Below are 18,960 nucleotides of genomic sequence, written 5' to 3'. Positions count from 1 at the left end.
CACGCGAAGCGGGGCATATCTGTTTCGGCGCGATGCTATTCCTTTTCGTATGTTTCTACAAGATTTCGATAATGGGTGCTGAAGTCAGTATTAGTCTGCATTTCCGCTCGCTGATATCCACTTGCTATTTCCGGACGCATGCTCTCTGGAATAACTCTCTCCGCCAGGGGATAGAGGATATCGTCCTCTTTGGCAATATGGTCACGCAGAAGTGCTGCATAGGCCAAGGCGTTTTCTACGATGACGCTCTCTCGCCCCGGAATGCCTTCCACAGCCTCGTTAACAGCAGTTTCCATCCCAAGTACAAAAGCTCTGCCCTGCTCATGTTCCATCAGCATTGCCGCTACCGGACTGTTCTCGCGCGGCATGCCGTTTTTGACCAATGCGACGAAAAGTACATCCTCTTCCTTGGCATGATGAAATCGGTCCGCATAATTGCGGATAAAGTCAACGCCATCCAGGTAGAACTGCCAATCTGTATGGCTACCCTCTAAAGTGAGGGGGGCATTACGCTCCAGCAACGCAATCATGCGCAGTATCAGACGATGCTCGTCCACAAGTGTTGAGGTAATGTTTGTCTTCATCAGTCCCTCCTGGTGCCGTCGATACCGACAATCACGGTTTCCAAGGGGATATCCCTGCCGCTTTTCTGAATGGCTTCCCTGACCATGATATCGAGCCCGCGGCAACAAGGCACCTCCATGATTGCCACGGTGATATGAGGGGTTTCATTAGTAGAAAAGATCGTAGCCAGCTTTTCCACATACGTGTCGGTTTCATCGAGTTTAGGACATGCTATCGCCAGCGCTTTCCCTTTCAGCAGGTCCTGATGCATGCTCCCCATGGCAAAAGCGACACAATCGGCGCAAACCAGGATTTTTGCGTTTTTGAAGTACGGAGCGGCGGGCGAGACCAAATGAAGCTGTACCGGCCACTGTCTGAGTTCAGAGACTGCCTTGTTGTTGTTTGTTTCTTCGTTTAACGGCCTCTCAATTACCTTTGCCATGCTGCCTGGGCAGCCACATCCCAAATTACCCATGATTTACTCTCCTTTTGTCGCTAAGAATTCGTTGACTTCCAACTCGATTTTCGCTTCATCTTCCTTTGACAGGCCATGAATGGAGACTACATCCTTCAGAAGACAGATCCCCACTTTGCAGGTGGTACAGCCAATGTCATACCGGGCAAGAATCTCGCCGATCCCCGGGTAGGTCTGCATTACATCCTGTATCGCTCTATCACCAAGTTCGTTGCTGAAGTTCATTGGGCGCCTCCTTGCTGTTTTATGATTATGAGGTTAACAAACAAACGGTTGACGGGCATTGATGTAGATCAAGTAACTGCGAATTCTCTCAGGAAGTTTATCGACCGGCTATTGGGATGGAAAAACTGTAAAAATGGCACTCCACGACAGAAATCGTTGGAGGATGCCATGAGGGACTTGGTTCATAATTCGTTGGGATTTTTCAAGACATAGCAAGAGATTGTCATGACCACGTCGGCTAATTATGACTCTCAACCTGACAAATTAAAGGTGAAAACCAAATAATTTGACCTGTGTCATGCAACTTGCGATGCAGGAAGGCTACGTTGGACTTAATAGGATAGCGTTCAAATTCGATTCAATAAAGGAGTTGTTTATGCGGGATTGCGGATCAGTCAGATCATCTGACGCATACAGGAACTTCCGCCGAGCTATAGCCAATGTCTGGGGTAGGAACGATGAAATACCACATTATTTGTAAAGATTGCCGTTGCCAGGAGGATCAGAGCTCCAGCCAGCACCGGCATCAGGATAAAACTTGGGCCGACGGCCCCCTGCACGCCGATCAGAGCTGTTGCTCCTCCCGGAGGATGGGTCGTATGGGTCATGTTCATCACGAAGATTGCCAGCCCCACCCCAATGGCCATGGTCACCGGCGAGGAGCCGAAAAGGGCTACCACAATCACCGCAACGGTGGCGGAAACAAGATGCCCTCCAACCAGATTGCGCGGTTGGGCCAACGGCGAGTCGGTGGCGCCGAAAAGGAGGACTGCTGAAGCCCCGAAGGAGCCGATCAGCAAAGGGTGGCCCACCAGGGTTGTTATCTCGCAAATAGCAAGAATACCCAGGGTTGCGCTGATGCAGCTCCATACTGCATAACGCAGAGACATCGGTGGACGCGGCCCCCTGAAGGGTGCCTTGAACTTGCGGGGTAACCTGGCAAGCCTTTTATTAATCGCAACGTGTCTCCGTATGAAGATTGATATGCGTTTTTTCAATCTATTAACGCCTCCAGGTCAATGACTAAGATAAGGCTCGAGCGGTATGAGCCGTTGATAATCGGCATAGCTGAGCGAGCTGTGCCAGTGTCCGCTGAACATTCCAACGCCAATCCCCACCATAAAGATAAGCACAACCACGGCAGGAAAAACCAAAACCGGTAGTGGTCGTTTCCAGAAAAAAGGCTGCATGGCGAGGATATTATGTTCGGGGCAGTGCACAACACAGGTGAGGCACCCCGTGCATTCCGGAGAGGAAACTGCTGTGCTGGAATGAACCGCAAGGCCGGAAGGACAGGCAGCGGTACAGCGCCGACAACCGGTGCAGCCACTCGTGTCCCGACGGATTTTGAAGGGGCTGATGATGCTTGCCAAGCCAAGCAGCGCCCCATAGGGGCAGAGATAGCGGCACCAGAAATTTTTGTACAGAAGGGACAAAAAGGTCAGGATCGCCAGAACCGTCACCGTGGTTATGGACATACTTGTGAAAAAATGGAGCATCTTGACATCGCTGACCGCCCAGTAGGGAGCATCCAAAAATCCACTAAGTGTATCGGCCGGCATATCCAGCAAAATTAGCTTAACGAACAGTAACAGCAATAGATACTTGACGCCTCTCAATACGACGTCGAGCCATGGCCAAATACTGAAATTCCGGCCAAACAGCAGCCGACCTAACTTGTGTGCACCTTCGGAGAGGGTACCGACAGGGCAAAGCCAGGAGCAGAAAGATTTCTTGGCAAGCAGACTCATGAGCAGGACCGTCAGGAAGATAACCAGGGACGCGGGATGGATTGGGTGGATCTTTCCTGAAACCAGCCAGTATTTTAGGCTGGTAAGCGCGCCGATGGGCAAAAATCCCTCCACGCCCGGCGGACGAGACACCACTGGAACTGATGCGCCGCTTTCGGCGGCATTGACAAACATACCGAAACGGATGCCGATGCCGATCACCCACAACAAAAAGCACCATTGAACGATGGTGCGTATGGTACGCCCTGATTTTGCAGAAAGCTGAGCCATGATACATCCTCTTTCAATCATATCCCGGGGGCGGGTTTATTCTGCCCAACCCCCGGGAACACGATCTATTTTGCGGCAAAGGGATCCTTGATCTCATCCTGCGGCTTGAACATCAGCTTTTTCGTGCCGCGGTTGTTCACGTACTTGGCCAGCTCCAGGTCGACCTTCTCCGGGACCGTCACCCCCGCCTTGGCCAGGGCCTGGCGGAGCAGTCCTTCGGCCTTGCCCGCATGACTGGTCGCATCGCCAAGGATACGAAGCGCCTCGCTGGGGTTGTGGAAACCGGTAGAGTTCTCGGCACCGATGAACACGACCCGGTAAAAGGCCTCTTCGTAGTGATCCCGGGCCTTGGCATAGAGATCCTTGTCGATCTGCCTGCCGGCGGTCTGGGCCTTGTTGGCCATCTCGAACAGCTTGGCCACGGTGGCAGTGGCGTAGCCGGAGCGGATGAACTGGGACATGGTCCGGTCCTGGATGGCGAAGATCTGGTTGCGCAGCCATTCGGGCGTTTCGGAGTGGCACTGCTGGCATGCCTTCAGGTCGTTCTTCAGCGGGCTCATGATCTGATGGTCTGAAACCTTGTGAGTTCCTACCTTGGTGTAGGGCATATGGCAGTCAGAACATGCCACGCCCGCCTGCCAATGCACGCTGTTGTTGGAGAAGAGTTCGAATTCCGGGTGGCGGATGAAAGCCAGCTTGAATCCGGTGACGCTCTGGGTCCACTCGCCGCTCGACGGATTGTTGCGCAGTTTTTTGATGATGTTCTCGATGGTAATACGGCCCCATTTACTACCTTCCCATGGGAACATGACGTCGGTTGATTTCATCTGCGCATCTTTGGTGATACTGTAGGTAACATGACATTGAGCGCATACTAGGGACCGCATGTCCTGCTGGGTCAGCTTGGACTGATCGACGCCGAGCTTATCCAGGGCTTTGCCCAGAGTGAACCCGCGGGATATCCTCAGAGACATATCATTGTTATTGTGGCAGTCGATGCAGGTCACGCCAAGGGTTTGGTGTTCCTGCGGAACCTGTGCAAGAACCTCCTTGTACGGCTTGGCAAAGTAGTCTTTGCCCATTTTTCCCTGCAAAATCGGGGCATACGGCGTCTTGCAGGTCAGACAGGAACCGCCGGCCTTGTAGCGTCCCGGATCCACATCCAACTGATCCTTGATCATGTTGAGGTGCCCCCGTGGCTCGCTGTACTCGGAACCCATGGCCCAGCCATTGTACAGAAGCGCCAAAAACGGGAATTCGTCGAGCTTGTCAGGACGTTCCCGTCCTTCGTCATTTCCCTTTTTGTACCGGCTCTTGCCTGCCGGATTAGGTTCACCGGTTTTTTTCCAAAGTTCGTACTCTATGGGGTAAACCTTCCCCCATACAGCAGGCTCAATAGTCCCGTCGGGGATCGCAGCGGTCTTTACCGGTTCGACTTTCTTGGGGGCGCACCCCGCGCCGATCGTCACGGCAGCCATCAGCGCCAGCACGGCGCAGCTCTGCAACATCTTCATTCTGTTCTCCTCTCTTTGGTTTTTATCTGGTAGCAACGGTGCCGGACATCCGGTGGCGCAACTGCCGGTGGCAGCCCCAGCACTGCCGCGTGGTATCCAACTTTGAAACCGCCTCGGCATGACAGCGAATGCAATTGCTCTGTACGACCTTTGCCCCATGGCTGGACAGGGTGATCCGCTCCGGAACCATGCCGGTATTAAACGAAATCACATCCTTCATGCCGTCGATTGACTTCCAGACATAGTGGACCACGTGGTTGCCATTCGGCAGGTGGCAATCGACGCAACGAACCCGCCGGTGGGCGCCGGCGTGACTCCAGGCGGTGTGCTGCTCCTCCATGACATGGCAGCTGGCGCAGAAATCCGGCGATTCCGACAGCGCCAGCAATTGCGGAGGTCCGAAGAGCAGAAAGGCAGCGACCGCAAGGCCGATGACAACTACCGACAGGATCGTAATAAAACCTTTTGATGACGTCAGGAACCGCATGGGGCCTCCCTGATATTGAATCTATTTGGTGCCGCACATACCGCAACGTTCTCGGAATAATCCCAGGTTAGCATCAGGCGCGCAGATGGCCTTGACCCAGATCAAGAAAATGGCGATGGAGAGTAAAGGGAATGGATTCTTCCGGCACCTGGGCATGAGAACAGGCCGTTACAATGATGGTAGCAATGGCGATCACAAGGCCTGAGGCTGCCGTAAGGATGCGGTGTCCGCGAGATGCAGGTATGCGGATAGAGATTGGGCCGTGGGGATTACAATTTTCGTATGGGGAAACCTGACCGGGCAGTAGGGGGGGGCAAACGCAGGGCCGGCCGTGGGAAGCGGAGCGTCGTCCCGCACCCCAGGGGCCATGGCGCCGATGGCGTAGACCCCTGGGATGCGCGATCTCGATAATGTCGTTACAGAATCTTAGACTGATGTGCCTGCCAACTTTGTTTCACAGGCGGTCAAACGTTCCTTCAGCTCCTTCTCTTTCTTCCACCGCTCCGTTACATCCCGCATGATTGAAGCGCATCCCTGCATGAAGCCGGCCTCGTCGCGCAGCAAAATCATGCTGAACTCCAATGAAACGCGGGTGCCATCCTGGCGGACGCCCGGCGAAGAGAGAAGACCTGTTTTGTATTTCGTTTCACCGGACGCCATCACCCGCCGATAGCCATCCCAGTGGCGGGCACGCAAATTCTCGGGGATGATCAGGTCAAGCGATTGCCCGACAGCTTCTGCTGAAGAGTGGCCGAACATGTGCTCGGCCCCACTGTTCCAAAAGCGGATAACCCCTTCACGATCCGAGATGAGGATTGCGTCCGGTGAATCATTGACCAACTGTTTCAAGAAACTGTCCATATCCCCTCCTCGCGGTACTTGATAGTTTAAGCAATAAACGCCCCTGTGCAAGACGTGGGGCGTTTATTGCTCATCGAATCTTTTTGTAATGTGTTATCCCAGTATGGCCTTCAGGTCGGCATCGGCGGTGGTGATCGGGCCGAGGTTGAAGTTCTCCACCAGGAAGTTGAGCACGTTGGGGGTGATGAAGGCCGGCAACGACGGCCCGATCTTGATGTTCTTGATCCCCAGATGCAAGAGGGTCAACAGGATGACCACGGCTTTCTGCTCGTACCAGGAGAGGATCATGGAGAGCGGCAGGTCGTTCACGCCGCACTCAAAGGCCCCGGCCAGGGCCACGGCGATCTGGATGGCCGAGTAGGCGTCGTTGCATTGGCCCACGTCCAGCAGACGCGGGATGCCGCCGATGTCGCCGAATTCCAGCTTGTTGAAACGGTACTTACCGCATGCCAGGGTCAGGATGACCGTATCCTTCGGCGCTTTTTCAGCGAACTCAGTGTAATAGTTGCGTCCCGATTTGGCGCCGTCGCAGCCTCCCACCAGGAAGAAGTGTTTGATCTGGCCTGCCTTGACCGCAGCAATGACTTTGTCGGCTACGCCAAGTACAGCGTTGTGACCAAAGCCGGTCAGGATTTCCTGCCCGGGATTCTCCGGCAGCGCCGGGCTTTCCAAAGCCTTGTTGATTACCGGGCTGAAGTCCCAGCCATCGATATGGTTGACGCCTGGCCATGCCACCAGTCCCCAGGTGAAGAGACGGTCTGTGTAGTTATCAGCCGGTTTCTGAATGCAGTTAGTGTTGAAAATGATGGCGCCGGGGAAGGTGGCAAACTCCTTGGCCTGGTCCTGCCATGCCCCGCCAAAGTTCCCAACCAGGTGGCTGTACTTTTTCAGGCCGGGATAACCATGGGCCGGCAGCATCTCACCGTGGGTGTAAATGTTGATGCCTTTGCCTTCCGTCTGTTTGAGAATTTCCTCCAGCATCTTCAGGTCGTGGCCGGACACCAGGATGGCCTTGCCGGCCTTGGTGCCGAGCTGTACCGACGTGGGGACCGGGTGGCCGTAGGTGTCAGTGTGGGCAGCGTCCAGAAGTCCCATCACGGTCAGGTTGTGCTTGCCGCACTCCATGGAGAGGCCCACAAAGTCCATGAGTCCCAGGTTGGGATCAGTAGTGGCGGCCAGGGCCTTCTGAAAGAAGGCCAGCACCTCGTCGTCGCTGCGGCCCAGAATCATGGCGTGGTCCATGTAGGCGGCCATCCCCTTGAGGCCGTACATGAGGATCTCGATCACGGAGCGGATATCCTCGTTGGCGTGCTGGGCGTTGATGCCGTACGCCTCCCCCTGACGGGTCATGCCGTCGAGATCCTCGGCAGGTTTCCATTCGGCCACGGGACCGGAGAGGGTGGTGCCTTTGGCGGCCAGCGCCGTGCGGGCCTTCTCCTTGAGCTCATAGCAGCGCTTGATGATACCGCCGATGCGGGGGGCCTCGAAATCCACGTTGGTGACGGTGGTGAAGAGCCCTTCGATGGTGAAGCGGTCGATCTCGGGGTCGCGCCCCAGCTTGTCGGCGTGGAGTGCCAGACTCTTCAAGCCGTACACCAGATGGTCCTGAAGCGTTGCTACATCGGGTTTCTTGCCGCATACGCCGGAGATGTCGCAGCCGGTGCCGTGTGCCGCCTGTTCGCATTGGTTACAGAACATTCCCATGAGTAATTCTCCTTTATTTTTTGGTTTCTACAAACACGCAGATTGTCTTCCGCCGCTTCTAATGGTCAAGAACCTACACCGATATTTGTCCTGATTGTTTGACTGAAGTCAAACTTGATCAATTTGATCCATTTCCAATAACTAAGTATGCTGAGGTTTGTAACGACATTCTATGAAACGTCTTCCCGTTTTTTCTCAAAAAACGACCGAAGGGCCACGGCATTGTTATGTTCAATGTCATGTGCACTGAAAAGCAAGGTAATGTCCTGCTTCCGGGACATGTCCAGGAGAAAATGCCAGTTTTGGCTATTGCCCTCTAACTCAGCTTCGTAGCGTCGGCAGAATTCTTCCCACTTGGCTGGGTCGTGCCCAAACCATCGTCTCAAATTATCGCTGGGGGCCAGATCTTTTAACCATCCATCCAACAGGAGATTTTCTTTCTTCACACCTCGGGGCCACAACCTGTCCACAAGGTAACGTGGGCCGTCTTCTGGTTCATGCGGTTCATATACACGCTTGACTCGTATCATGATATCCGCCTCAAAAAGCAAAAGTGGAACATTTGAAACCCGTAGTTTTCTTTTTGTCACGCTTCCTTGGCCGCTTTGTTCGCTGCGATAAGAAGTGGGTCCCATACAGGAGAGTAGAGCGGCGAATAACTCAGATCAAGTTCCGCGAGTTCAAACACCGTCATCTGTTTGTAAATAGCCGTTGCGATAACATCGAGCCGCTTTGCCACCACGTCCTGCCCTATCATCTGCCCGCCGAGAATCAAGCCGGTCCCTTTTTCAAGCAGGAGCAGCACCCGCATTATTCCACCTCCGGGAAATGCCCCCCTGGTAGGAGTATCCACGTGGATTTTTACATAGTTTGCGCCTATTTCGCCGAGTTGACGTTCGCTGAGGCCGGTCGTGGCCACCGTAAGGTCGAAGAACTTGAAGACCGCAGTCTGGTCAATACCGTAAAACATCTTCATGGCTTTGCTGTTGACGATGTTGCTGCCCACGAGTCGTCCCTGCTTGTTTGCCGCCGGGCCGAGCGGCATATAGCCGTTTCTACCGAGCTGGCGGACATAGTGTTCGGCGCAGTCGCCGGCAGCAAAAATATCAGGAAGGTTCGTCCGCAAAAAGCGATCGACCTTTACCGCACCGGCAACCCCCAACTCGCCTCCGGCAGCCGAAAAGAGTTCCGTGTTCGGCTTTACCCCGATGGAGACAACCACCATGTTCGCGTCGAAGTCTCCGGCCCTGGTACTGACCACGGTGCCATTCTTTTCCATAATATCGACATTGGTATGGAGCGTGATTCCTTTCTCTTCTATCTTCTCCAGGACCTTCGCCCTGATCTCTTCAGCAAAGGAGGGGAGGATCGTGGCGGACTTTTCAAGGATGACCGGGGGAATTTTCATGTTGTAGAGGACATCCGCCAGCTCTAAATTGGTATAACCGGAACCCACGAGAAGTGCATTGGTAGGGGCTTTTTCGTAGATTATTTTTTTGACCAGCCGCGTGTCGTCCAGGGTCTTGAAATAGAATACGTCATTATCTTCAAATCCGGGAAGAGAAAGCCTGATCGGTTTATTGCCGGTGGCGTACACGAGGTAATCGTAACTTTCACGATATTCCCGAGCATTGATGAGATCAACAACCGCCACTTCCTTCTGAACCGGATCAATTCTAATAACTTCATGGTTCTGCCGGTAATCGATACCGCGTTCCTTTCGGATCGTATCAAGATCAAGAGCATAGAGCTCCTCGACAGGCTTGTCCTTATAGAACAGGTTATAAGGCATACCGCAGGCGGCATAAGAAACATCGCCTGATTTTTCCAGAATAATCACCTGCGCGCCGGGATCTTCACGTTTGATCTGGCTGGCAGCTGACAGTCCACCTGCTATCCCACCAATAATCACAGTCTTCATCTGATCACCTCTTGAGATGTGCTTTTAATGGCTGCACCTTACTGTGGGTTTTGTTATGAATGATTGGTTGTCATCCCCACCGCCAGAGAGAAAGTATCAGGATAATGATAAAGACAATCGTAAGGTTCATGTGCGCCATGAAGAAAAACACCCGTTCGTGCATTGGTGCTTTTCGGGGACCGGAAACGATGAGCTCCCCTACTGCTGTCATGGCAGTCACCTTCTCGCTGCCGTGCGGAGCGAGTGACAAGGCCTCAGTCAAGTTGTTGCCGGCATTGTGCCGTCCCATGTGAATCCCTTGTTTCCAGAGTTTACTTTGGGTCGCATCGTAGACCTTTCCCTCGAAGGCAAAATAAGCGGGCCGCCCATCTTTCCCGTCAAAAGCTGCCAAATCTTCAAGGGTCAGTTCACCGGTCATGCCTGTGATTGACGACTCCTTCCGCTTTGCCTTGAGACGCGGTCCGATGATGGTGATGACGAACAGGGCAGAGATTACCATTACCAGGTAGAGACAAACCTTAATGAATAGGAGGATGCCAAATCGGGTGTGAAAGAGCGTATCGAAAGAGGATATCCGGTAGTAAGTCAGGATTGACCCGGTTACGCCCATGACAATCATCGAGACGATCCCGACTCTCAGTTCGCCTCGCGGGAGGCCGCTGGCCGCATAAGCCGGCTTTAGGATCAGGTGCACGTAGAGGATCGTACCGAACCAGAAAATAGCGGTCAGGAAGTGGATATAGCCGATTGCCAATCGGAATTCTTTTACAAACGTACCCCTTTCAGGAGTTACTGTCTTGGTTTGGAGAGATTTGGCAAATGCCTTGCCGGCCATTGTCAATTCGCCGCCACCGCCAGGGTCAATGTGACAGGCAGCACATGCCTGGCCGGTCTGCTTGGCATACTCTTCGGTAGCACCAACCCCCTGGGGCAGCAATATCACAAATGCCGAAAAAAGAAGTATTCCGATAAGGTGCTGCAAAACTATTTTAGGCATGCGGTTCCTTCCTACCATCGTCTTGTCGACTGAAATCTGATTGCAGGGGGTGATGAGATTCAGCATTTATGCAGGCATGCCGTACGCACAACTTCAACCATTCGGCCTACCAGTTCGGAATGGCTCTGCACTTGAAAAACATAACGGGGTACGTTGTGGCTGGGTGTCCTTGCCATAAACGGTTCCCCCCAAAAGCTCAGGAGGCATTCAGTTTTGCCCTCTTTGTCAAGATCGGAGATGATGGCTGAAACTCCTCCTGAGATGGAGGTCCAAATGGTCTCACGAACTTTGCTTTGGTTTGGACAGCACTTGATTTTGGGCATAACTTCGCCTTCCCACATCTCCCGACCACTGGAATCGAGGATAAACTGGATCGACTTTACCGCAGGGTTTTCAATAGCGGTTTTGAGAAGTGCATCAAACAAAATCTGACGCTTGAGCATGACTGGACAGACGTGAAACCACAACATATTGTTGCGTGCCCGACGGGAAAAGTCTTCCATCGTCTGGCGAATGCTCAATGGCCCAGCAAAAAAATCCAAAAAGCAATTTTTTTGGTCATGAATGGCCTCCTTAGGGGGTCAGTATAAATTCAAAGTTATAGACGTGGTTTTCCTTTTTTTTCGGGGCCGTTTATTGAAAAAATCAGTGTTGATACCTACATCTGGACCAGTGCATGTTATGTAAAATCCATTTAATCACACCATGAAGGCAAGATAATGGGGATGCAACCTCATGATGCTAAAATTGTATCAAAAGTTTATACCGACCAATGTCAGTAGTAATTGCTCAGTGTATCAACTAACTAGTCACCGTAAACGTTTACAAGGTTTCACATAAACTGAACCGTTAGTAATTCTAACTTTCCAATTCGATCATTATGTCGTCTCCAACCAATTCGACTTGATAGGTCTTCAGGGTATAGCCGGGATGGTCTGTTGAGGCACCGTTTGTCAAATCGTAGTGCCAACCGTGACGTGGGCAGGAGATGACGCCTTCCTTGACTATTCCTGCCAGCATCGGGCTTCCCTGGTGGGGACATTCATTCTCGCAGGCGAAGATTTTTCCTCTGTCGTTAGTCAACACAACTTCGACTCCGTCAATGGTTATGAGCTTCTTGCCCCAGAAAGGGACCTCAGTAAGCTTCGCGGCAAAAATCATGTCATTACTCTCCTTTGTCACTTCAATGTTAACCTCCAGAACTCTCAGAGCAACATGATTTTTTTCGTGGAGTCTCCTGCACCGATATCTTCTACCGGCAGCCCTTCCTCGCAATACGCATTAAACCCACCAACCAGAAAGTGGGAGTCATTCCAGCCAAGTTGCTGAAGCAACTTGGCTGTGCGACTGCTTCGTTCGTCGCCAGGACAGGTCGAATAAACGATTATAGTCCGGTCACGGGGAATTTGTTTCAAATGCTTCTCGACTTCGTCGTCGTTTAACCTCAATGCGCCTCGAACTTTCTTGACAGCCCAGTCCCAGTCTTGGTGATGGCGATCGTCAACAAAGAAAAGTTGATCACCGCGTTTCATGAGGGATTTCAATTCGTTCACGGTAACTCCCAATCCTTCGATCATATCATTTCCTCCTTTGCCTCAATATTGGTCAAAGTTTTTTCAATTTTCTCCTTCAACTTCAGCCTGCTTGTCGATCCGTTTCAAACTTTTGTGTATTTCAGTAACAGCGTTTATATTTATTTAAGAGTTTGTCGCAACACATACGATAGAATCCCGCCATGACAGAAATAATCGAGCTCATTGGGAGTATCGATGCGGACAGTCACCGAAAACTGGCCCGACGAACCATCGCTTAACCTGGTTTTAACTGTGATTCTCTGTCCCGGCTCCAAAGAGGTGAGACCTTCGATATCAAACAGTTCATCCCCGCTTAAACCCAGGGAGCTGCATGTATCACCCGGCAAGAATTGCAGAGGGAGGATTCCCATTCCGACGAGATTGGAACGGTGGATCCGTTCAAAGCTTTCGGCTATCACCGCACGAACCCCCATAAGCAGTGTCCCCTTGGCGGCCCAGTCCCGCGACGAGCCGGTTCCGTATTCTTTGCCGGCAATAACGATGAGCGGAACCTTTGCTTCGTGGTAGCGCATGGCAGCGTCGTAGATGAACATCTGCTCGCTCCCTTTGCCGTCTGTTGACTTCCAGGTGGTCACCCCCCCCTCCACCCCCGGTACCAGATGGTTCCTGATACGGATGTTGGCAAAGGTTCCCCTGACCATCACCTCATGGTTACCGCGGCGGGAGCCGTAGGAGTTGAATTCCTCCGGCTTCACGCCGAGGGAGATGAGGTAGCGACCTGCCGGTGACTCCTTGCCGATGGAGCCGGCCGGGGAAATATGGTCTGTTGTGACGGAATCCCCAAGGAGCACAAGAACCCGGGCGCCCTTGATGTCGGCGACTGGTGCTGGAACAGCCGTGAAATTGGTAAAAAATGGCGGTTCCTTGATATAGGTCGATTGCTTCTGCCACCTGTAAAGTTCACCGATTGGTGTTTCAAGCCCATTCCACAGTTCGCCGCCAGTAAAAACGTTCCCATATGTGTTTCTGAATTGTCCTGCCGAGACATGGTTGTGAACAAGCTCTGTCACTTCTTCCTCTGCGGGCCATATATCTTTGAGGAAAACGAGCTGGCCATTCGGGTCGATCCCAAGAGGATCATGAGTGAGGTCGATGTTGATGTTTCCCGCGAGGGCATAGGCGACGGCGAGTGGTGGGGAGGCGAGATAGTTCGCCCGAACATAGCTGTTGATCCGTCCTTCGAAGTTACGGTTACCCGAAAGTACCGCCGCAACCGCCAGGCCACCGTCAACAATAGCCTTGACAATATGCTCGGCCAGCGGCCCGCTGTTGCCGATGCAGGTCGTACAGCCGTAACCGATCAGATGGAAGTGCAAACCTTCAAGATAGGACATCAGCCCTGTGGAAACAAGATAATCAGCGACAACTTTCGAGCCAGGCGCAAGGCTTGTCTTCACCCATGGCTTGACTTGCAGGCCACGCTTTACTGCGTTTCTAGCCAGGAGCCCGGCGGCGATCATCACCGAAGGATTGGAGGTATTAGTGCAGCTGGTGATGGCGGCAATGACAATGGAACCATGGCAGAGGCTGTACGCGGTCCCGTCTGGTTGACGCAGCGGCATACACCGGCCCAAAGCTCCGAGTTCCCGGTCGGGATGAACCACTGCCAGCTCTGGGGCAACGGTCATCGGCGAACCTCCCTCACCAAGCCATCGTTCCTTGGTTTCCTTCTCCAACTTTACCGCTTCATGTTGCATGAAGGTGATCAGAGATGTGCGAAAGGAATTACGCACATCCTTGAGCAGCAGCCGGTCCTGAGGTCTGGAGGGACCTGCCAAACACGGTTCGACCGTATCAAGATCCAGTTCTAGCGAATCGCTATATGCCGATTCGGACTGGTCGGGGGTATGCCAAAGACCCTGCACCTTGAAGTAGGCTTCAACTAGCGGGACAAGTGCACCCCGCCCGGTAAGGCGCAGATAGGCGGTGGTCTGCTCGTCAACCGGGAAGATACCGATCGTGGCGCCATACTCCGGCGCCATATTGCCGATTGTTGCGCGGTCGGCCACGGAAAGCGAGGCAAGGCCGGGACCGAAGAACTCCACGAATTTCCCTACTACTCCTTTCCTGCGAAGCATCTGCGTGACAGTCAGGACAAGATCGGTAGCCGTCGCCCCTGGTTTGAGTTTACCCGTGAGGCGAAAACCAACCACCTGGGGGATGAGCATCGAGCAGGGCTGGCCAAGCATAGCCGCCTCCGCTTCAATACCACCCACACCCCAACCCACCACCCCCAGCCCGTTGATCATTGTAGTGTGAGAATCGGTCCCGATCAGCGTGTCGGGATACACCCATGTCGCGCCATTCAGTTCCGCTGTCATAGCGACGTGGGCAAGATACTCCAGGTTTACCTGGTGGCAGATGCCGGTTTTCGGAGGGACGACGCGGAAGTTGTCGAACGCCATCTGCCCCCAGCGGAGAAATTGATAACGCTCTCGGTTGCGCTCGAATTCGATGGCGGTATTCTCTTGTAGTGCCGCCATAGTGCCATACCGGTCCACTTGCACTGAGTGGTCGATGATCAGATCGACCGGCTGGAGCGGGTTGATTCGGGAAGGCTTCCCTTTAAGCCTGTGCAGAGCCGCGCGCATGGCGGCGAGATCAGCGACTGCCGGCACACCGGTGAAGTCCTGAAGGAGCACCCGGGCCGGCATGAACTGGATTTCCCTGTCAGGGAGAGCCGTCGGCTCCCACCTGGCCAGCGCCTCGATGTCCGCTTTCCTGACAGTCACGCCGTCTTCGCGGCGCAGGAGGTTTTCCAGAAGTATTTTCAATGAAAAGGGTATTCGTGAAAGATCAATGCGTGCAGATTTGGCAAACGCTTGCAGGGAATGGTACCGATATTTTTTACCGCTGACCTCAAGGGTCACGAGGGAATCAAAACTGTTCCGTGTATTTCCCATAACCACCCTCACATTCGTTATCAAGCGCTCCGAACCAAATCCTCGGCACGTTCTTTGATTCGCTGCAACTCCGTCTTAATTACCGATTCCATTTCTTTTTCGTGACCAGTTATCCCTTTTACATCTGTTAATTTAGGCACCAATACCAAATTAAATTGTAATACAACCGGTGCCATGGGATTCTGGACAGAATAAGGAACTACTTTTATGATAATTTGCCCGGAAAAATCTGGATGATCGACCAGTTTCTGGCGGATGTCCTTAAATTTGTTACTTACCAGAAACTTTTCTCTGTATGGTACGCCCCGCAGAGTGTTTTCCCTTATTATTTCAATTTCATACACATAGGATCTGAATAACTCGGGATCATAATCGTTTTCATTTTCCTGTACCTTGATTTCCTTGGGGACCCCCTGATAATACACAAAATAGTCAAACCCTCCGGACACGGAGTTTTCCCAACTGATGTTGAGTTCCTTGGCAGTCCCGCCTTCTAGCCGTCCCACGACGCTGGAAGCGTTCACGTCCGGCAAGTAGTGCTGTGGCGTCTCTATGCTGTCTAAAAGCACATTCCAAATGGTTTCAGGATCAGCATGTATCAACACCCTTAATGTCTTAACCATAGTGCCACCTCACGCCATTCCGTGGGGAATCATGTATCCCAAATATATTCAAAGTTTCACTTTCACGCATGGCAAACCTCCTATCCCTGTTATATCCGGATTTGCCGTGAGCCTACGAAGTTCGATCCAAGCGAGATCTAACAACGTACTTCGCGATCATTGCTCATCCTGTTCACTTGGGGAGATACGCCATTAATTCCTTGAGCCTATTCAGCGCTGCTTCTAACTCGGCAAGGTTTGCTTCCAGCTGCATCAAATCACCCGTATCCAATTGAGGTGCAAACTCTTGGATTACTGCAATTTGCTCTGACAACACATCATTCATTCTGAAGTGCTCCTCTGAAAGATATAAATTCGGGTGATTGTTTATCCGCTCGCTGCCTTTTATATCTCCCCCTTTGAACATTCGAAATGTTTTTACGAAGCTATCTAGCAGACGCAGGTTTCTCTCCAACCGATACAGGTTACCGGACAGACATCAATGGCCTGCAACTGAATATCCTCTTCAGTTGCCCCTCTTGGATCAAAACACTCTGCTAGGCCACGATCGTTCAAATGGAATACATCGGGAAGATTTTTGACACAAATACCACAACCGATACACATGTTCTGGTCAACAAATGCCTCTTTTGTCATGGTTGTTTTCCTTTTTTGCATTTATTAATGATTTATTATTCAGTTTGATTGATTCAATTTTATGGGATAGAAGAGCTGAAAGTATTTCATTCGAGTGAATAAACAACCCAGCTACCGTTCTTTGTTTTAAGCCCATTTGTCACAGTGATGATATTCTCTTCGTGGCTCGCCAGGACTGGAACGACGCGACAAACAACGGAAAAATACCCAGACCTATAAAGATAAGGTCACCCGGCATGCGCAACCATTCGATCATGTGCGGAATTTTCCCCTGCAAAAACTCCGGTCCCCGAGCATGCCAATAACCGTTGTTCAGAACGTCGATAAACTGGAGCACTCCACCGGGAAAGAGGTTGGTCACAACCATCAGACCCAGGCCGATGTTTAGCCCCCAAAAGGAAACTCTGACGAATTTTTCCGGACGAACCCACTGTTCATCAGTCAACACCTGCCGCAGAGCAAAAACTATCAGGGCAACGGCGAGCATGCCGAAAACTCCCATCATTGCCGCGTGCCCATGGTTTGGCGTGAGCATAGTGCCAACCTCGAAGTAGCTGACAATGGGAAGATTGATGAGAAAGCCGAAGACGCCGGCGCCGACAAAATTCCAGAAACCGACTGCAATCAGAAAATAGAAGGTCCATTTGTGAGGGATTGCGATGGCCTTATTGCAGATATCACATTTCCCTTTGGTCAGCTTGACAAAGTCCCAAGCATCCAGAGTTAAAAGAGTAAGCGGCACCACTTCCATGGCGGAGAAAACCGCTGCAAGTGCCATGGTGATATTCGCTTGACCAGTCCAGTACCAGTGATGACCGGTACCGACGATGCCGCTCCCCAGGTAAAGTATTGCATCAAGGTAAACGACCCGGGCCGCCGTCTTATGGGAAACAATGCCGAGCTTGTAGAAGATGAGGGCCACCATTACTGTTACGAAGACTTCAAAGAAACCCTCGACCCAGAGATGAATGATCCAGAATCGCCAAGTGTCGACAACCGAGAAATGGCTGGTGCTACTGAAGAACATGGCGGGAAGATAAAAGAGAGGAATGGCGATAGCCGCGTAAAGAAACAGAGATGCTATCACACTTTGTTCGCTGTCACACCTTGCAGGTGCTATCGCCCTGAACAACAGAACGACCCATCCTGCCAAACCAGCAGCCAGCATTATCTGCCAGGCGCGTCCAAGCTCCAGGTACTCCCATCCCTGGTGCCCGAACCAAAACCAGAATCTGCCGAGTAGTTGGTTGATGCCGAGGATCTCTCCCGCAAGGCTTCCAACAACGACCAGAACAAGCGCGCAAAATAGCAGATTAATACCACCGACCTGCCCCTTTGGCTCCTTCCCGCCCAGGGAGGGAGCGAGGAATAGGCCACCGGCGACATAGGCGGTCGCGATCCAGAAGATCGCCAGTTGCAAGTGCCAGGTCCGGACAATATTGCTCGGAAGCAACGTTGATATATCGATACCGAAGAAGCCGGCCGGGTCTGCCCGGTAGTGTACCGTGGCTCCGCCTACCAACGCCTGTATCAGAAATAAAAGCACTGCGACCAGGAAGTACTTGATGGTTGCCCGCTGGCTTTCGGTCGTAACACCGGGCAACATCTGCGGATGGACATGCTCTCCCTTCCCCTTCCACCCCAGGAAATCGAACTTGCCACAGGCAAACAGGACGGCAGCGGTTGCGGCCAGGAGCGAGATCAGGGAGAGGGCGCTCCACAAGACCGCGGCGCTGGTTGGTGTATTTCCGACAACCGGATCGTAGGGAAAATTATTCGTGTAAGAATATGTCAGGCCGGGACGGTCGGCGACTGACGCCCAAGCGGTCCAGGCAAAAAAAGCCGTGAGTTGTGCAAGTTCAGACGGGTCTTTGATGTACTTTGCGGGGAGACCGGCACTTCCAACGGGCGTGGAAAAATATTTTGCCCATTTAGCTATTTGCTGCCGGTACGAAGTGGACTCAATCGGGGTGAGGGGTAACGCTTCCGTTTGCGGATCATAACGGTTCCGTTTAAGCAATTGTGCAGTTTCCGCATTGACCATATCACGTTCGGTGATGGAGAGATCCTGCAAGTTTCGCTTGAATCGTTGTTGTGAAAGCATCGACCCGATATCTACGGAAAGCGTGTGGAGATATTCGGCTGAGAAATCTGGCCCGAGGTAGGCACCATGCCCCCAGACAGTCCCGTTTTCCATAAGTCCGTATTTGAGAAACACCTGTTGACCGGCAACTATGTCATTTTTGGTGAAGATTACCTCACCATCAGGTCCAACAACCTTAACCGGGATTGGCGGGGCGTCCTGATAACTCCTTACTGCCAACCAGATCAGAATCGTGAAACCCATAATCATGACAAGGATTAGAGCATTTTTCCACCATGGTGAGAGAGTTTCAATCGGCAGTATTTTATCGGTCATTGTTGTCCCTCTTGC

The 18,960-nt window shown here is 52.3% G+C and carries 20 protein-coding genes; all 20 read right to left on the bottom strand.

Going from position 1 to position 18,960, the window contains the following annotated elements:
- Window positions 1-35: 35 nt before the first annotated feature.
- The gene (locus ET418_RS16450; RefSeq protein ID WP_149309468.1) at window positions 36-584 is read right to left on the bottom strand and encodes a hemerythrin domain-containing protein; all 549 of its coding nucleotides are present in this window, start codon (window positions 582-584) and stop codon (window positions 36-38) included.
- The gene (locus ET418_RS16445; RefSeq protein ID WP_149309466.1) at window positions 584-1,039 is read right to left on the bottom strand and encodes an iron-sulfur cluster-binding oxidoreductase; all 456 of its coding nucleotides are present in this window, start codon (window positions 1,037-1,039) and stop codon (window positions 584-586) included. Before ET418_RS16445 ends, ET418_RS16450 begins: the two co-directional genes overlap by 1 nt.
- Before the next feature lie 3 nt (window positions 1,040-1,042).
- The gene (locus tag ET418_RS16440; protein ID WP_149309464.1) at window positions 1,043-1,264 is read right to left on the bottom strand and encodes a hypothetical protein; all 222 of its coding nucleotides are present in this window, start codon (window positions 1,262-1,264) and stop codon (window positions 1,043-1,045) included.
- Between the two features lie 431 nt (window positions 1,265-1,695).
- On the bottom strand, window positions 1,696-2,154 hold the full coding sequence (locus ET418_RS16435) for an HPP family protein (RefSeq protein ID WP_275937964.1): 459 nt from the start codon (window positions 2,152-2,154) through the stop codon (window positions 1,696-1,698).
- Between the two features lie 126 nt (window positions 2,155-2,280).
- Window positions 2,281-3,285: a 4Fe-4S binding protein gene (locus tag ET418_RS16430; RefSeq protein ID WP_149309460.1), complete on the bottom strand. Its 1,005-nt coding sequence runs from the start codon at window positions 3,283-3,285 to the stop codon at window positions 2,281-2,283.
- A gap of 65 nt (window positions 3,286-3,350) precedes the next feature.
- Complete coding sequence (locus tag ET418_RS16425) at window positions 3,351-4,799, bottom strand: ammonia-forming cytochrome c nitrite reductase subunit c552 (protein ID WP_149309458.1); 1,449 nt, start codon at window positions 4,797-4,799, stop codon at window positions 3,351-3,353.
- Between the two features lie 22 nt (window positions 4,800-4,821).
- Complete coding sequence (nrfH, locus tag ET418_RS16420; RefSeq protein WP_149309456.1) at window positions 4,822-5,286, bottom strand: cytochrome c nitrite reductase small subunit; 465 nt, start codon at window positions 5,284-5,286, stop codon at window positions 4,822-4,824.
- Window positions 5,287-5,712: 426 nt separating this feature from the next.
- Entirely contained in the window at window positions 5,713-6,147 is a 435-nt protein-coding gene (locus tag ET418_RS16415; RefSeq protein ID WP_149309454.1) for a PAS domain-containing protein, read from the bottom strand.
- Window positions 6,148-6,240: 93 nt separating this feature from the next.
- Window positions 6,241-7,851, bottom strand: a complete 1,611-nt coding sequence (gene hcp, locus ET418_RS16410) for a hydroxylamine reductase (protein WP_149309452.1) — start codon at window positions 7,849-7,851, stop codon at window positions 6,241-6,243.
- 170 nt (window positions 7,852-8,021) lie between these two features.
- Complete coding sequence (locus tag ET418_RS16405) at window positions 8,022-8,381, bottom strand: DUF488 domain-containing protein (protein WP_149309451.1); 360 nt, start codon at window positions 8,379-8,381, stop codon at window positions 8,022-8,024.
- 56 nt (window positions 8,382-8,437) lie between these two features.
- Window positions 8,438-9,772, bottom strand: a complete 1,335-nt coding sequence (locus ET418_RS16400; RefSeq protein WP_149309449.1) for an FAD-dependent oxidoreductase — start codon at window positions 9,770-9,772, stop codon at window positions 8,438-8,440.
- A 70-nt stretch (window positions 9,773-9,842) separates the two neighbouring features.
- Entirely contained in the window at window positions 9,843-10,769 is a 927-nt protein-coding gene (locus ET418_RS16395) for a CopD family protein (protein WP_149309447.1), read from the bottom strand.
- Between the two features lie 59 nt (window positions 10,770-10,828).
- Window positions 10,829-11,272, bottom strand: a complete 444-nt coding sequence (locus ET418_RS16390) for a hypothetical protein (RefSeq protein WP_188055643.1) — start codon at window positions 11,270-11,272, stop codon at window positions 10,829-10,831.
- A 355-nt stretch (window positions 11,273-11,627) separates the two neighbouring features.
- Window positions 11,628-11,930 (bottom strand): Rieske (2Fe-2S) protein, encoded by a 303-nt coding sequence (locus tag ET418_RS16385; RefSeq protein WP_149309445.1) that lies wholly within the window; start codon window positions 11,928-11,930, stop codon window positions 11,628-11,630.
- 44 nt (window positions 11,931-11,974) lie between these two features.
- Complete coding sequence (locus ET418_RS16380) at window positions 11,975-12,346, bottom strand: rhodanese-like domain-containing protein (protein WP_149309443.1); 372 nt, start codon at window positions 12,344-12,346, stop codon at window positions 11,975-11,977.
- A 116-nt stretch (window positions 12,347-12,462) separates the two neighbouring features.
- Window positions 12,463-15,267 carry an aconitate hydratase AcnA gene (acnA, locus tag ET418_RS16375; RefSeq protein ID WP_149309441.1) on the bottom strand — a complete coding sequence of 935 codons (2,805 nt, stop codon included), beginning with the start codon at window positions 15,265-15,267 and terminating at the stop codon, window positions 12,463-12,465.
- Between the two features lie 20 nt (window positions 15,268-15,287).
- The gene (locus ET418_RS16370) at window positions 15,288-15,890 is read right to left on the bottom strand and encodes a hypothetical protein (protein WP_149309439.1); all 603 of its coding nucleotides are present in this window, start codon (window positions 15,888-15,890) and stop codon (window positions 15,288-15,290) included.
- Between the two features lie 172 nt (window positions 15,891-16,062).
- Window positions 16,063-16,215, bottom strand: coding sequence for a hypothetical protein (locus ET418_RS18245; protein ID WP_188055641.1), 153 nt, complete (start codon window positions 16,213-16,215; stop codon window positions 16,063-16,065).
- Between the two features lie 104 nt (window positions 16,216-16,319).
- Window positions 16,320-16,526: a ferredoxin gene (locus ET418_RS16365; RefSeq protein ID WP_149309437.1), complete on the bottom strand. Its 207-nt coding sequence runs from the start codon at window positions 16,524-16,526 to the stop codon at window positions 16,320-16,322.
- Between the two features lie 139 nt (window positions 16,527-16,665).
- Complete coding sequence (locus tag ET418_RS16360) at window positions 16,666-18,945, bottom strand: nitric-oxide reductase large subunit (RefSeq protein ID WP_149309435.1); 2,280 nt, start codon at window positions 18,943-18,945, stop codon at window positions 16,666-16,668.
- Between the last annotated feature and the right edge of the window lie 15 nt (window positions 18,946-18,960).

Source organism: Oryzomonas rubra (assembly GCF_008369015.1).
GTDB classification, from domain to species: Bacteria; Desulfobacterota; Desulfuromonadia; order Geobacterales; family Pseudopelobacteraceae; genus Oryzomonas; species Oryzomonas japonica.
This window is presented reverse-complemented; position numbering and strand designations above follow the sequence as displayed.

Excerpts from the sequence above, each read along its gene's own strand:
- ET418_RS16450 (WP_149309468.1), bottom strand. The coding sequence starts at position 584 with ATGAAGACAAACATTACCTCAACACTTGTGGACGAGCATCGTCTGATA.
- ET418_RS16445 (WP_149309466.1), bottom strand. The coding sequence starts at position 1,039 with ATGGGTAATTTGGGATGTGGCTGCCCAGGCAGCATGGCAAAGGTAATT.
- ET418_RS16440 (WP_149309464.1), bottom strand. The coding sequence starts at position 1,264 with ATGAACTTCAGCAACGAACTTGGTGATAGAGCGATACAGGATGTAATG.
- ET418_RS16435 (WP_275937964.1), bottom strand. The coding sequence starts at position 2,154 with ATGTCTCTGCGTTATGCAGTATGGAGCTGCATCAGCGCAACCCTGGGT.
- ET418_RS16430 (WP_149309460.1), bottom strand. The coding sequence starts at position 3,285 with ATGGCTCAGCTTTCTGCAAAATCAGGGCGTACCATACGCACCATCGTT.
- ET418_RS16425 (WP_149309458.1), bottom strand. The coding sequence starts at position 4,799 with ATGAAGATGTTGCAGAGCTGCGCCGTGCTGGCGCTGATGGCTGCCGTG.
- nrfH (WP_149309456.1), bottom strand. The coding sequence starts at position 5,286 with ATGCGGTTCCTGACGTCATCAAAAGGTTTTATTACGATCCTGTCGGTA.
- ET418_RS16415 (WP_149309454.1), bottom strand. The coding sequence starts at position 6,147 with ATGGACAGTTTCTTGAAACAGTTGGTCAATGATTCACCGGACGCAATC.
- hcp (WP_149309452.1), bottom strand. The coding sequence starts at position 7,851 with ATGGGAATGTTCTGTAACCAATGCGAACAGGCGGCACACGGCACCGGC.
- ET418_RS16405 (WP_149309451.1), bottom strand. The coding sequence starts at position 8,381 with ATGATACGAGTCAAGCGTGTATATGAACCGCATGAACCAGAAGACGGC.
- ET418_RS16400 (WP_149309449.1), bottom strand. The coding sequence starts at position 9,772 with ATGAAGACTGTGATTATTGGTGGGATAGCAGGTGGACTGTCAGCTGCC.
- ET418_RS16395 (WP_149309447.1), bottom strand. The coding sequence starts at position 10,769 with ATGCCTAAAATAGTTTTGCAGCACCTTATCGGAATACTTCTTTTTTCG.
- ET418_RS16390 (WP_188055643.1), bottom strand. The coding sequence starts at position 11,272 with ATGGAAGACTTTTCCCGTCGGGCACGCAACAATATGTTGTGGTTTCAC.
- ET418_RS16385 (WP_149309445.1), bottom strand. The coding sequence starts at position 11,930 with ATGATTTTTGCCGCGAAGCTTACTGAGGTCCCTTTCTGGGGCAAGAAG.
- ET418_RS16380 (WP_149309443.1), bottom strand. The coding sequence starts at position 12,346 with ATGATCGAAGGATTGGGAGTTACCGTGAACGAATTGAAATCCCTCATG.
- acnA (WP_149309441.1), bottom strand. The coding sequence starts at position 15,267 with ATGGGAAATACACGGAACAGTTTTGATTCCCTCGTGACCCTTGAGGTC.
- ET418_RS16370 (WP_149309439.1), bottom strand. The coding sequence starts at position 15,890 with ATGGTTAAGACATTAAGGGTGTTGATACATGCTGATCCTGAAACCATT.
- ET418_RS18245 (WP_188055641.1), bottom strand. The coding sequence starts at position 16,215 with ATGAATGATGTGTTGTCAGAGCAAATTGCAGTAATCCAAGAGTTTGCA.
- ET418_RS16365 (WP_149309437.1), bottom strand. The coding sequence starts at position 16,526 with ATGACAAAAGAGGCATTTGTTGACCAGAACATGTGTATCGGTTGTGGT.
- ET418_RS16360 (WP_149309435.1), bottom strand. The coding sequence starts at position 18,945 with ATGACCGATAAAATACTGCCGATTGAAACTCTCTCACCATGGTGGAAA.